The organism is Rhizobium sp. ZX09, from assembly GCF_017357485.1.
Lineage (GTDB): Bacteria > Pseudomonadota > Alphaproteobacteria > Rhizobiales > Rhizobiaceae > Agrobacterium > Agrobacterium pusense.
This window is the reverse complement of the sequence record NZ_CP031365.1, coordinates 289,887-303,354: the sequence shown is the minus strand read 5'-3', so window position 1 is coordinate 303,354 and position 13,468 is coordinate 289,887. Positions and strand designations below refer to the sequence as shown.

Sequence of the window (13,468 nt, the reverse complement as noted above, 5' to 3'; positions counted from 1 at the left end):
GGTTGTTCTCCTATTGCGGCGAGTGCTGGAAACGAAAGCGCCGCCGGACGTTATCCGGCGGCGCGTGATTACGCGGCCGCTTGGTCGGCCGAAGGGCTTTCCTGTGTGCGGGTAACCTCTTCCAGCACGGCCTGGGGATGCCGATGCCTCAGGAGCCACTCCTCGGCGGCTTGCCGATCCGCCGCGAGGTGAACGAGCTCCGCACCTTCACCGGGACGATCGAAGATACGGACCGAACCGATCGCAGGTCGCTCGACGACCGCAAAACTTAAGGTGCTCGCACCGACATCGAAGGTACGAAAGACTTTCAGGACCACGGTGCCGTTGGTGCCATAATCGCCTTCATGGATGGTGAAGCAAGCAGGTGCGGTGTAGGTGCCGCGGGTCTGCGAAGCCTGCTTACGGATCAGGCGCCCGGAGCTGTTACGGGTTTTCCAGGCGCCAAGCTTTTTCTTGTGGCGTTCCGGGGGACGAGGCGTGCCATCGGACCATGAGACGACGGAGCCGATGGGAACGAGATTGAAAACGAGAGAGGCGGACATGCGATATCTCCTTGAGTGGCGAAAACGGGAAAGAAAAACGCCGCCGGTGATCACCGGCGGCGGTATTGCGTTCAGGAGTGGAGAGTGCGTGGCCTATTCGGCGGCGATGCCATAGGCGGTGTCATCTTCATCAGCGGTCGATGGATCTGCACCCTCATCAAAGGCGTCGTCCGGCAAGCCGGCTTCGTCCTCCGCATCCGATGCCGGATCGAGGTGTTCCTCAGCGACGTCCTCGTCACCCTCGGAAGGCGTTTCTTCCTCTTCCACGTCGACCACTTCACCAAGCTTGATCAGGTCAGCCACGGCGTTGGGTGCCGGAGCAAACAGGGCGGACGGATGCACGAAACTGCTGTCCTTGAAGTGGTCGACGAGCGCTGCGCGCGTTTCCCGAACCCTTTGGCGCGGCGAGACATTCACGTCCTTGGCTGCCGTTTCAAGCGCTTGCCGTGACAGGCAAACGAGGAAGTCTTCCGTGCCCATATTCGGCAGATAGCTGTCTGCCCCCACGGTATCGCCGGCAATGCGCGAGACGATACCGCTGTTCGACATGCCGCGGCGGCATGAGAGCACGTCAACCAGAACCGAGCGGGCGGCAACGCGCAGGGTGTCGAGGTCGAAGGACAACTTGCCTTTCTCGTCGATCAGGCGAGCTGCGTGTCGGGCGAAGCGCTTCGTGCCGGTCATGTGGTCACCTACGCCGGAATCGACGCGGACATTGACGCCTGCGAAGGCAAGGACGAGCAGTGCCATCAGCGTATCATCCTCGATCGGAGCGCGTCCGAGTGCTTCATGCAGGGCATCGGTGCGGTAGTCGCCGATAATGTCGAGGCCCTTCTGGGTGACATCAGGGCGCTGTTTTGCCGCGTCGTCCACCACGGATACTCCTTCACCGGTAGCGCCCTTGCCACCGGGCTTCTTCACTTCAGGAAGCCGGTAATGAACCGTCTGGACCTTGCCGTCCCGGTCGAGATAAAGGCCGGTCTGATCGGACTTCTGCGGCTTGCCGTAAACCCGCTCGGCCTTCTTCGGCAATTCGGGCTGTCCGTATCCATTCACCTCGACGACGGCGCCACGCTTGGGAAGATTGGCCGTCATCCATTCGTGCTGGGCGCCGAGGAACCCCTCGACATTGGTGGTGTAGCGGCTGTCTTGGTCAGCCGGGGCGAACAGATCCTCGACCCACTCGATGCCATAGGCGGTAGCGAGGTCGTCGCCGAAGCTTGCGTCCTTGGCATACATGCGCTTCTTCGTCAGTGCATTGGCGATCGACCACCAGGACGCGGTCTCACCCTTCTTCGGCTTGTTGGCCTTCCAGACCTCCTTCTGCTCGTCGAGGCTTGCAGCCGCGATGATGCGGAGCTGCTGTTCCGATGGCATGTCGCCGAGCGCCATCTGGTCGAGCATGGCGGGCAAGACATTGGCCAGTAGCCTGAGCTTGCGGACCTGGCGGACCTGTAGCGTGAGCGCCAGCGCAATCGCTTCTTCGGTCCAGCCCAGTGCAACGAGGCGTTCGATACCGCGCCATTGGTCAACCGGATTGAGCGGCTCGCGCGCAGTGTTTTCGACCATGGAACGCATGGCGCCATTGTCGTTGGCGGCGTCGTCGACAAGCACCTGAATTTCCGTGAGACCAGCTGCAATCGCCTGGCGCACACGGCGATGGCCGGCATCGATAATATAGCCATTGCCGCCATTCTTCTCGGGTTCGACGACCGGCGGCTGGATGATGCCGACCGCCTTGATCGTCGCAAGCAGCAGGGCGTCGCCCTGGGGCGAGGATTTCGACTGGCGGCTCTTGTCGGGATTGTCTTTCAGAGCGCGTGGATCGAGGGTAATGAGATGCATCGGTTTTTCCTTTACCGGATACGGAGCCGGCCCTGTGCCGGTCCTGTTCGCGTCTTCTTTTTTTCCGAAGACATCTCCCGGACGGCAGGGCGCCCGGACCGGTGCAACTGCGCGCGAACATCCCTGCTGCAAAGGCAAAGCGGGGCTTACAGCCCTGCGAAGGCCGCGCGGCCGGGATGGTGAGGGGGCGGTTGAGCGATAGCGGCAACGGGAGGACTGGCCTGCGACCGGTTCCCTTCCTCATTTTGTCTTTTTCTTATTTTCCTTCATCCGCAGTTCGGCACTTGCCGAAGTACGAAGGGCTTGCCGAGCACAAGCGGCCACCGGCAGTGTCAGGAAGGATTGAAAGCAAAAAAATGGGCCTGCGGAAACCGCGGCCCATGAAGTGTGGAGATCCTTGACCTCCAGAGGGGAACAGCTGGTGCGACGGCACTGGGAGGAAACCGTCAAATGCATCAGCTACAGGCTTTATGCTCATTTATTGACCATAAGAAAACTAATTATTGTGCAATGCAGCCATGCACATGCTGCGCCGCGTGCATCCACCCAGGCTTCAGTCCCAGGATTATTATCATCGTGCACCTGACAAAGAGCGTGGTCCGACGCGCTATCTCACCCGCTGCGGCTTCAACCAAACGGCCCGAAGTAAAGGCGAGACGCACCGGCCCATTCATCGCGTGCCATATTCTAAGGGAGGCGGGATATATCGGTGACGCCGGAAAAAGGTGGTTGCCAGACAGTACGAGCTCGTTGATGCTGAGTCACCGTCAACCGTGGTAGGCAGGATATTGTTGCATGGCAGAACCCCGCTCGCCGCGGCTTGCGGTGCTGATCGACGCTGACAATGCGTCCGCGAAAATTGTCGATGGTCTGTTCGAGGAAATTGCGAAGATCGGCGAGGCAAGCGTTCGACGCATATACGGCGACTTCGCGAGTGCCCGCTCAAAGGCGTGGATCGACGTTCTCGCAAGGCACGCGATTATCCCTCAACAGCAATTTTCCTACACCACCGGCAAAAATGCTTCCGACATCACACTTGTCATCGACGCGATGGACCTCTTGCACAGCGGGCGCTTCGACGGCTTTTGCCTTGTGTCCTCCGACAGCGACTTTACCCGCCTGGCATCGCGTATCCGTGAACAAGGCATCGACGTTTTCGGATTTGGTGAACAGAAGACGCCTGAGAGTTTCCGGCAAGCATGCCGGCGTTTCATCTACACCGAGAACCTTTTGCCTGCGGTCGCGTCGAACGGCACAGATCCTGCACATGAAACACCCTCGCTCCAGCCTCCCAGCGCGGCCACGCCAATCATCAGGAAGGTTATCGCCCAGATGGAAAGCGAAGACGGATGGGTGCCACTCGGCGCGGTCGGGAATCAACTTGCAAACCTGGCATCCGATTTCGATCCGCGAACCTATGGATTTCGGAAGCTGAGCGATCTCGTCAGGAAAACAAGCAACTTCGATATCGATCACGCAGAGGGCCGCCCGCTCCGTATCCGGGTCAAGCAGAAATCATCAGGGAAAAAAGCTGACGCTGCGGCCGGCAAGGGGCAGCCACTGATCGATGAGAAATAGTCATTCGGCCTTATGACGCCGAGGGGCATTCCTGGACCACGCCGATACCGGAGGCATCGCCAGACAAATCGTCGCCTGCGGTCAGCAGGAAATGACAGGGACTGCTACCGATCAGGCCGCATTCGCCACACTTTGGGCCTCCTCGCGCGCCGATGCAGCCAATGCATCGTCAACATCACGAAGTTGCCGGCGTTTTTCGGCAAGTTCCTCGGTGAACGCGAAGACGCCTGCGTCACGGGAGCGGTAGGAGGTGAGCCGCCGCTGCAACTCCTCCAGGCGCTGGCGATAGCGAAGGCGTTCCCCCTCGAAGTCGTCGAGCCCATGCTCCAGTCGGGAGACTGCTCCAAGCGGCGTGACTGTTACGGGTAGGTCGATCTCATAGTCGGCCCCCGTCCGTTGCAGCACCGTCTGGTAGTGATAGCTGTCCTTGCCGAAGCGCTCACCGTCATAGATAAGATCGAAACCACCGATCGATGCGATATGCGCCTCGCCTTCCTGCTGAAGCTGAACGAGGGTGAGGATCTCCTTCAGGACTGCGCGGCCGGCCTCCTTCCGCTCAAGATATTCTTCACCAATGACGGTCATCGCGAAAGCCTCGCCGGCGGTCGGGACAAGGCGCTCGATATCCTTACCGATTTCTCCAATGCGCCGGGTGGAAACCTCGATGTCGCGTTCCGCTTCCCGGATCTGCCGGCGAACTGCGAAAAGATCGTCGTCATGAGCGGCACGCAGTCGCTCAAGGCGAGCGATGTCTGCCTCGAGACCGGCCTTGCGCATCAACCTCTCGTCACCACTGGCGATGGCCTTGGCCATTGCAAACTGGTTAGCCTGCCCCTCGCCAAGATCCTCGAGACGGCGGATCGAGGTGTCGCCGGACAAAGCCGCTGCAATGAACCGGGCCTTCCGCTCGTTGTTCTGCCACATGCTGGCATCGAGCGATCCTTGCGTTGCATAGGCGAAGATGTCGACGAGATCGTGCTGATTACCCTGACGAACGATGCGACCCTCGCGCTGCTCGATCTGCGATGGTAACCACGGAACGTCGAGGTGATGCAGCGCCTTGAGCCTGAGCTGGGCATTGACCCCGGTGCCCATGGTCTCGGAACTGCCGATCAGGAAGCGCACGCGACCGGCGCGCACATCCCCGAACAAGCGCTGCTTCGCCTCCGTCTTCTTGTAGTCCTGCATGAAGGCGATCTCGCTCGCCGGCACACCGAGCCGGATCAGTTCGTCCCTGATCCATCGGTAGGCCGAGAAGCCGCGGGTCTTTTCGACATTGATCGTGCCGAGATCGGAAAAGATCATCTGCGCGGCGCCAGGCAAGTCATAGGTCTTCCCGTCAGGGCGCAGATAGATCTGTTCGGATGTCTCCTGCCAGATACGATAGGCATTGCCGATGAGAAGATTGAGCTTGTTCTCCTCTTCATTGTCGTTGGCGGGAATGACCAGCCGGAGGTCGATCGCCGCATGCCGGCCGTCGGTGATGACGGAGAGCAGGATATCATCGCCGGGTTTCGCCGGCCCCTCGCGCATCTCGATGGCCTTGATGCGGTCCGCCAGAAGCTGCTGGTAGAACTTGAACGCAGGCGTCGGCGCTGCGGTAAGGATCTGCCGCCGGCCGGTCGAGATCGCCGGCACCTTAACATATTCGCGCAGATCGTCGGGCATAACGACGTCCGCGAAGCTCCGGAACATCGCGATCAGTTCCGGGACATTCACGAAGGATGCGAAGCGGCTGACGGGCTGATATTTGCCCGATGGCTGGATTTCCAGCGCTGTGACCGTATCACCAAAGGTCAGTGCCCAGGCGTCGAATTCATGCAGGCCACGCTCGGCCAGCGCCTCGTGGCCCAGCAGCCTCTGGATCGAGAACATTTCGCCCAGCGTGTTGGTAATCGGCGTGCCGGAGGCAAGAACGAGCGCGCGGCCGGGATTCTTCGTCTCGATGAAGCGGGATTTGACATAGAGATCCCAAGCCCTTTGCGAGCCGTTCGGGTCGATCCCCTTGAGGCTGCTCATATTGGTGGCGAAGGAGAGTTTGCGAAACTCCTGCGCCTCGTCCACGATAATCTGGTCGATGCCGATTTCGGAAATCGTCAGCAGGTCGTCCTTGCGGGTGGATAGCGCCAGCAGCCGTTCTTCCAAGCCCTCCTTCAGACGCTCCAACCGCTTGCGGGAAACACGGTCTTCGCTGTCGACCCTGGTCAGCAGTTCCTCGTACAGTTCCAGCTCGTCCTGGATCATCTGGCCTTCGAAGGTGGAAGGAACGGCGATGAACTTGAACGCCGAATGCGTGATGATGATGGCATCCCAGGTCGCCGTCGCGGCGCGGCTAAGGAACCGGGCGCGCTTGTCCTTCGAGAAGTTCGTCTCGTCGGCGACGAGAATCCGCGCATTCGGGTAGAGCGCCAGAAATTCGCGGGCCGCCTGGGCAAGGCAATGGCCGGGAACGACCAGCATGGCTTTGGCGATCAGACCGAGCCGCCGCTGTTCCATGATCGCAGCGGAGTAAGTCATGGTCTTGCCGGCGCCGACGGCATGGGCAAGATAGGTCGAACCGTCGGCGATGATACGCCAGATGCCACGTTTCTGATGGGCATAGAGCTGGAACGCGCTGCTGGCGCCGGGAAGTTTCAGGTGGCTGCCATCGAACTTGCGCGGGGCAATATTGTTGAAGCGCTCATTATAGACCTTGGCGAGGCGGTCGGTACGGTCGGCATCAGACCAGACCCACCGTTCGAACTCGCTCTTGATCTTCTGGAGCTTTTCACGGGCGGCTTCGGTGTCGACGGGATTGAGCACCCGCCGCTCGCCGCCGGCATCCTTGTAGACGTCGAAGATCTGCGGCACCCTGCTGTTTAACCCGTCGGAGAGCAGTTCGCCGGCATGCCGACGGCTCGTGCCCCATTCCGACGTTCCGGCGGCAATCACGCCGAGCTGGCGGGCCTCCACCGTCCAGGAGCCGAGCTCCGGCATATGGTGGATCCTGATATCGACGCCCATCATTTCCTTGACGAAGGCGATGACGTCGCTGGCCGGGATCCACGGTGCGCCGAGACGCGCAGTGATGTCCGACGGGCGAAGATCAGCCGGTTGGACGGCCTCGAGCGCCCGAACGTTTCGCTCCAATGACGGATCGAGTGAAGCGGCGGCCTCCGCCACGGCAAGTTTCGTGCGGACCGCGCCGGAGAGATAGGCATCCGCCGTCCGCCATGAGCCGTCGGCCGGATCCTGGAATACAGTGTCCCCGAGTTCGGAGATAACGCTATTGCGGTCGCAATGCAGAAGCTCGGCGATGTGCTCAAGGTCGACACGGCCACGCTCGTTAAGAACGACGGCAAGTGCATCGGCCGCACTGGTGACGATCGGCGGGGCAGGCGGCGCAATGACCCGTTCCGAAAAGATCGGGCCCGGCTTGGCCGTATCGGTGTCGAGGTCGTAGTCCTCGATGGAGGCGACGAGCCATACATCCGGATCGTCAAGAAACGGCTGAAGGTTCGGTCTGCGGTGATTTTCCTTCACCTCTCCGGTTTCGGCATCTTCAATGATGGAAACCGTGGTATGGTTGATCGGGCCGAAATCCCTTACAAAGCTCGACCAAGCGATGCGCAGACGCACCTGAAGATCGCGCCACGGCCTATCGGTCTCCTGTGCTTTTAGCACTTCGCGCACGGCGTCGCGGATCGGGATCAGCTTCTTGATGATGCGAACATGCTGTTCGGAGATACCTTCACCGCTGCGGGCCTTACGGATCTTGATCTCGACAGGTTCGCCGTCGACGATTTGCATCAGGCCATGCCTGTTATCGGTGAAATAGCTGCCCTCGCGCACCTTGGCGTTATCAGGGCGAAGGTCGACGATTTCGGCCAGGTCGTCCTCAAGATCGAGGTCGATTTCCGTCGGCTCGCCGTCGTAGAGATCTTCGGGAAGACGGTCGATCGCGGCATTCAGCAACGTTTCCAGATCTTCGCCGACACGGGGGCGGCACGTATAGGTCTCGCCGAACGGGCCAGACGTTAGCGCGTGCTCGCCGAGCACAAAACCGGGGTGGCGGGCGAACCAGCGGTTCACGCGGATCGCACCTTCGTCATCGGTGGCTGGGCGGACCTCGTCGGCGTCAAGCCACAGGTGGTCGCCTTCGGGTTCCCCCGCCTTGCGCTTGCGGAAGAAAAGGATATCGACAACGGTGTCCGTGCCGGCATCCTTGCGGAAACTGCCTTCAGGCAGACGGATAGCGGCGACGAGATCGGCAGACTTGGCGATATGCTCGCGTGCCGTCGTGTCGGCCTTGTCCATCGTGCCGGCACTGGTCACGAAGGCGGCGAGTGCGCCCGGCTTCAGCAGATCGACCGAGCGTGCGAGGAAGTAATCATGGAGACGCAAGGCCAGTGACCGGTAGTTCCGGTCCGAACGGACAGTTCGATCGGAGAAGGGTGGGTTGCCGATGGCGAGATCATAGACCACGCCAAGGTCGGTACGCGCGAAGTCGCCATTGACGATCCGCGCCCTCGGCTGGAGCAGCCTTGCGATCCGCGCGGTGACAGGATCGAGCTCGATGCCGGTCACGTAGCTGTTGCCGTGATACACCTCGGGCATCAACGCCGGGAAAAGGCCAGTCCCGATACCCGGTTCAAGAACGCGTCCACCCCTCCATCCGAGACGCTGGAGCCCCTTCCAGATCGCCCGGACGATAAACTCCGGCGTGAAGTGCGCATACTGGGTGCAACGCAAGAGGCTGGCGTAGTCCGGTTCGTTGACCGCGGTTTCCAGCGCACTGCCGAGATCGTCCCAGCCATCGCGGAATTCGGCCTCGCCCGGCCGCCGGAATATGCCATTGGCGAGATCGGACGCGCCAAAGCCGGTAAAACGGATGAGCCGCGCCTGTTCGTCACGGGTTGCGGGACGCTCCGCCCGCTCGATCTCGCCGGCGAGCAGGATGGCGGCGACGTTCATCTTCGCGCGTTCCTTCCAGCCGACCGCAAGACCACGGCCGTCTTCGCCAAGATAAAAGTTGAGGCGCTCGCCCCGCTTGGGCACCGGCTTGCGAGTCGTGGGAATGAGAGAAGTCGGGGTGGGAGCCGATTGCGTCGGATCGGGCTCGACGTCGTTGGCCGCAGCGGGATCGAACCCGCCGAATGCGGTGACGCCGAAGCCGAGGCCGGAAGAAAGCGCACTGCTGCCGAACATATCGAGGGTAAAGGGATCGTTGGACATCTGGTGATTGCTCCTGAAAAAAGACGAGCGCCATTGGCCGACGGGAAAGCCGGCATGACGCTCGCAAGGATGAAGTGGTTGATGGTTGCTGCGACTGGCTGTGCGTCAGCCGCGCTCGATGATGGCGATCTCCACCGCGTCATCAGTGAAGGTGAAGCTGAGATGCGTGCCTCGTGGGCTGGCAGCGATCATTGCCTCGAGGCTTTCGGCATCGATAAAATCGACACCGTCGTCGCCGCCGAAGGTTCGGCGTTTGACCTCGAACCAGTCGTCATTCTTGTCGGGGTGGCATTCTTCTGCGTAGACCACCATCGGCCTGCCGTTTCCGGGCAATTTGCCGTTGGACATCAGGTACACGCCGTTGTCCCCGACAAGCCAAAGTCCGGGCCTCTCACCCTTGCCGGGTTCAAGACCGTAATAGGGATCGCGAAAACCACCGTTTGTCCCGGCATCGGCACGACCACGGGCGATGACCTCAAGGACGGATTGGACAGGGAAGGTCAGCATGGTCGATCCTCCCTCAAACGGCTATCGGGAGGGGCAGTGCTTCGTCCCGGAACATCACGGGCTTCGCAGCGGCTGCGGGTGACGGTGGCGTGGGATCCGGGTCGTCATCGTTGGCGGCTGCCGGAATAACCCGGGCCTCCGATGCGCCGGGCCCTCGATTGAGCGATCGGATCGATGACGGTGTGAACGACTTGGCAGGCATGGCTGTCTCCATTCAGTTGAGCGAATGGCATCGCCCGGGGAATTGCTTCCTCGGGGCGACAATCGCTGTGTTCAGGGTGATGGATGGGAGTGTTTCTGGCGCTGATCGCGTCTTTTCAGATCTTCCAATCCAGATTTCCTCCGCCGCATTGGCGATGGCCGGTCAAGGGCCGCTTCAGCGGCAGAGCCCGCCCTTGACGGGCCGGAGCCAGATGCGGACAGGGTTCTGTTTCTTTCTTTTTTCTTGCCTCTCAGAGGGTCAGAAACCAGGAACGGCGATCGGCTTCCTGCCGAAAGCGTTCGGCCCGGGCATCCCATTCGAGTATCAGCCGCGCCTTGCAGCGCAGGATCAGACGCGTGACGCGAGCTGATTGCGGCACATCTCGCCGAACAACGCCGGATGCGCTCTGAGGCGGCGTAGGAGACGGTCATGATCCATCAGACCTGCTCCAGACGTCATCGGGTTCGTCGTCCAAGCTCACCTCGAAAGGACCAGGCCAATCCCGGATCCATTGCGGAGCATCACCTTCGTAACGCAGGTCATCCCTTTCCTCCGCCTTGGCATGCCAGTCCACCTCCGTCGGAAACCGTTGGAGAAGCAATGACAACGGTATGGTCCAATCCGTCGGTCCGGACGGGTCGACCTCGATCGCATGGCCGTTCCACCACGCCTGGGGCCAGAAAGTGAGTGTTACCGACCGATCTTCCGATGCAACGGCAGGGGCATGCCGATATCGCTGATCCGGTTCCTGCGGTTCGTGATCCGAACCGTAGTTCCGGCTTCTTTCATATTCTGGGTCGTCCGCCTCATCGACAAGATAGCCGACCACTTCCTCGGCGCAGTCGGCCTCGATCACACCGTTGCCAGAGGGGACAAAACTGACAGCAAATCCTTTGCCGAACAGAAGCGTGTCGGCGAGAGCCATGGCAGACTGGTGATCTTCGGCCTCGACTTCGACCTTGACCCTGACCACTGTGTAGACATGAACGAAATGTTTCCTGGCCTCGGGATCACCATCGCTATTGTCGCGTGCGCTGTCCTTGCTCGTTCCGGCACCAGCTGGTGGCTCACACGACAGACCGGTGGCTTCTGTGGTCTCGCTCATCGGCTTGCCCCCTGTTGCAGTTCCAGCTTTTTCACCACGCGGGCCGCCGCATCCTCGAGCGTCGTTGCGAAATCGGGGCCGTTCTCTGTCCATTCCAGCACCTCAAGCACGGCGGGGATAAAGCCGTAGTCGAATGGCGCGAGCCGATCGATCAATTCCCTTCCGAGATGGTCATGGATCAGGAGGGCGCAATTGGCGGCCGGTCGTGCCCAACGGCGCAAGGTGATCGAACCGAATTGCGTCCAGAGCTGCATCAAGGCGTGAATGTTCCGCACCAGCGGTTTGTCGTGCTCAAACAGGATACGGTAGTCCTGCATCGCCTCCCAGCAGCACAGGGCTGCGTCCAGATGCTGACTGTAACCGGCGGGGTCAGTCGGGATCGGCGTCGCGAAGGATTCGATGAACCTGCGGATGGAGGCGAGCGAGTTGCGGCCGCGCCAATCCAGCATAAACGTTTCGCGCGGGAACCGTCCGGTCATCTGACGATCGAGGGCAGAGCGCATGCGTTGAAGCGCCGGGTCCGCGCCGGTCAGATCGGGGATGCCGGTCGGGTTTCGCAGATCCTCGGCTGGTCGTTGTGTCTCGGACCCGGCACGAAGCTCCTCGAACAGATCGTCGCTCGACCGGCCGACACACTCTGTGGCCGTTATCAGCATGACATTGGCACCGAAGCTGTCCGGAGCCTGCGAGGGATGGCGATACCATTCGAGAACCCGAACCTCCTGGAGGATCGTGGACCGGGCAACGATATCCTGCAGAACGAACTCCCATGATGTCTCTGCCAGATCGATTTCGATCCTGTGGGATTCATCGATCTGGTGACGCCAGCGACGGGCGACAATGCGATTGAGATCGCTGTTCGGCACGTCGCGCGATGCCTGATAGGCCGAGGACAGATCCGCAGCCGGAATGTGGATGGTACTACTGACGGGTCGGTCGCTATGAAGCAACAGGGCACCGTCGATTTCGCCTGCGTCGAACACGGTCGACAGGAACAGACGCTCCAGCGGGGTTATATCCTGCAGCGGGATCGCAGGGTTGATAACAATGGTCGTTTCACGCTCATCCATGGGTTTCTCCTTTATGGAAATGGCAAGGCCCGGGCGATGAGCACCGGGCCTGTTGTCGGGGTTGACGTTTTGGGAAAGACGCGGTGACCGCCGCGCTCAACTGTCGTCGAGGAGATGGGCGATTTCGACGCCAGACAGATGCGCAAGCAGTTTCAGCACCGGCCGGTATCCGGCCTTGTGAATGAGGATCGTTCTGAAGCCCTCGTTGCCCGGGGGCCAGATTTCGTCGGCGTAGCCGCGGGCGTCCGTCCTGTTCCAGATCTGCTCAAGCCGTTCCTGGCGCTTATGGACGCCTTGCTCGGAACTCTCACGCGCAACAATTGCTGCACGCATGGTCGCGGTGGTGATGGCCCGGTCCGTGAGACTGACAAAACCATGGAACCATCGCTCCCGCTCATTCGTCAGCAGGCTGAACAGGATGGAGCGGATTTGCTCCGGTCGTCGGGCTGGAAGCGAGGCCGTGCCGCCCGGCCGGATCGTTGTGATAACGCCACCGGCGATCGCTCGCGCTGCGTTCTCATCAAGCTCAAACCATTCACCGGCATGAAGGATACCGGTGAAGCGGCGCAAGGACATTGGAGCGCTGTCGTGTCTGGACAACAGTGCAGGCACTTCGGAAATCGAAACCGGGCCGGGGTGGATCCGCCGGAACGGCGAGAAGAGAGATGTCGTGGGCATCACGATCGATCCTTCTGCGATTGCGTTGAAATCACTCGGCTTCCGCAGACGCGAGGCCGTCGAGGTAAACGGCCAGACTTACGGTCTGGCGGGCATGATCAAGCCAGCGTGAGATAAGCAGCAGAAGCGTGAAACTGTCCCACCCTGCACTGGCGGCAATACTCTCGATACTGTCGCGCGTTTCGTGACCGCCACTCTCGGTCGTTGGCTGCACCGGCTGCTCGTTCCACATCCGCTCCAGCATGTGGGTCGTCGATGAATACTGGATTGCGGCCTTGGTGATCCGCATGACGCTGCCGCCAAAACCGTCGGCGCGCATCTTGCTGCAGGTAAAGGCTGCCCATACGACGATTTCTTCGATCGCATCGGATCGGCGCAGGATGTCCTGCAGGACTTCGGGCCAGCCGCCGATCTGTGTCGTCAGGTCGATCTCGATGTTCGACCCGCGCTTAATCTCATCGGTAGCATCGAACTGCTCTAGCAGGCCTGTGATATGGTCGGTGAAGCGGCTTTCAACGTTACGGGACGCCTCCAATGCCGTTCTCAATTCATCCGCCATCGGCGAGATCAGTTCACTGGGACTGTTCCAGGTGCTGAAGAAGACGCCGTCACTCCACTCTTCCTCATCGAAGACGTGGGAAAGAAGCAAGCGTTCGAGAGGGGTCATGCCGGTTGCCGGAAGTTCCGGTGTCACAACGGTTTCGGCGCGATAGTCTGCCATAGCCGC

At 60.7% G+C, this 13,468-nt stretch carries 10 protein-coding genes; 2 read left to right on the top strand and 8 right to left on the bottom strand.

Annotated features, from left to right (window positions below):
* Positions 1-68 precede the first annotated feature (68 nt).
* Together BTN45_RS26020 and BTN45_RS26015 are read right to left on the bottom strand one after the other, a co-directional pair.
* Positions 69-542, bottom strand: a complete 474-nt coding sequence (locus tag BTN45_RS26020; protein ID WP_207591803.1) for a hypothetical protein — start codon at positions 540-542, stop codon at positions 69-71.
* Between the two features lie 93 nt (positions 543-635).
* On the bottom strand, positions 636-2,387 hold the full coding sequence (locus tag BTN45_RS26015) for a ParB/RepB/Spo0J family partition protein (RefSeq protein WP_207591801.1): 1,752 nt from the start codon (positions 2,385-2,387) through the stop codon (positions 636-638).
* Positions 2,388-3,182: 795 nt separating this feature from the next.
* On the opposite strand from BTN45_RS26015, the gene BTN45_RS26010 reads away from it, so the two are divergent.
* Positions 3,183-3,965: an NYN domain-containing protein gene (locus BTN45_RS26010; RefSeq protein WP_207591800.1), complete on the top strand. Its 783-nt coding sequence runs from the start codon at positions 3,183-3,185 to the stop codon at positions 3,963-3,965.
* A 111-nt stretch (positions 3,966-4,076) separates the two neighbouring features.
* Here the strand turns inward: BTN45_RS26010 and BTN45_RS26005 are convergent, their stop codons facing one another.
* Both BTN45_RS26005 and BTN45_RS26000 read right to left on the bottom strand, forming a co-directional pair.
* A complete protein-coding gene (locus tag BTN45_RS26005; RefSeq protein ID WP_207591799.1) occupies positions 4,077-9,179 on the bottom strand; it encodes a DEAD/DEAH box helicase family protein in 5,103 nt (1,700 codons plus the stop codon).
* Positions 9,180-9,284: 105 nt separating this feature from the next.
* Complete coding sequence (locus BTN45_RS26000) at positions 9,285-9,686, bottom strand: DUF3085 domain-containing protein (protein ID WP_207591798.1); 402 nt, start codon at positions 9,684-9,686, stop codon at positions 9,285-9,287.
* A 158-nt stretch (positions 9,687-9,844) separates the two neighbouring features.
* Between BTN45_RS26000 and BTN45_RS25995 the strand changes: the two genes are divergently transcribed.
* Positions 9,845-10,258, top strand: a complete 414-nt coding sequence (locus tag BTN45_RS25995; protein ID WP_207591797.1) for a hypothetical protein — start codon at positions 9,845-9,847, stop codon at positions 10,256-10,258.
* 57 nt (positions 10,259-10,315) lie between these two features.
* Here BTN45_RS25995 and BTN45_RS25990 read toward each other — a convergent pair whose 3' ends face one another.
* The 4 genes from BTN45_RS25990 to BTN45_RS25975 all read right to left on the bottom strand — a co-directional run bounded on the left by BTN45_RS25990 (position 10,316) and on the right by BTN45_RS25975 (position 13,462).
* Positions 10,316-10,993: a hypothetical protein gene (locus BTN45_RS25990; RefSeq protein ID WP_246751763.1), complete on the bottom strand. Its 678-nt coding sequence runs from the start codon at positions 10,991-10,993 to the stop codon at positions 10,316-10,318.
* On the bottom strand, positions 10,990-12,063 hold the full coding sequence (locus tag BTN45_RS25985) for a hypothetical protein (protein ID WP_207591796.1): 1,074 nt from the start codon (positions 12,061-12,063) through the stop codon (positions 10,990-10,992). The genes BTN45_RS25990 and BTN45_RS25985 overlap by 4 nt, the downstream gene beginning before the upstream one ends.
* Before the next feature lie 96 nt (positions 12,064-12,159).
* A complete protein-coding gene (locus tag BTN45_RS25980; protein WP_207591795.1) occupies positions 12,160-12,741 on the bottom strand; it encodes a DUF1419 domain-containing protein in 582 nt (193 codons plus the stop codon).
* A 31-nt stretch (positions 12,742-12,772) separates the two neighbouring features.
* Positions 12,773-13,462: a hypothetical protein gene (locus tag BTN45_RS25975; RefSeq protein ID WP_207591794.1), complete on the bottom strand. Its 690-nt coding sequence runs from the start codon at positions 13,460-13,462 to the stop codon at positions 12,773-12,775.
* Between the last annotated feature and the right edge of the window lie 6 nt (positions 13,463-13,468).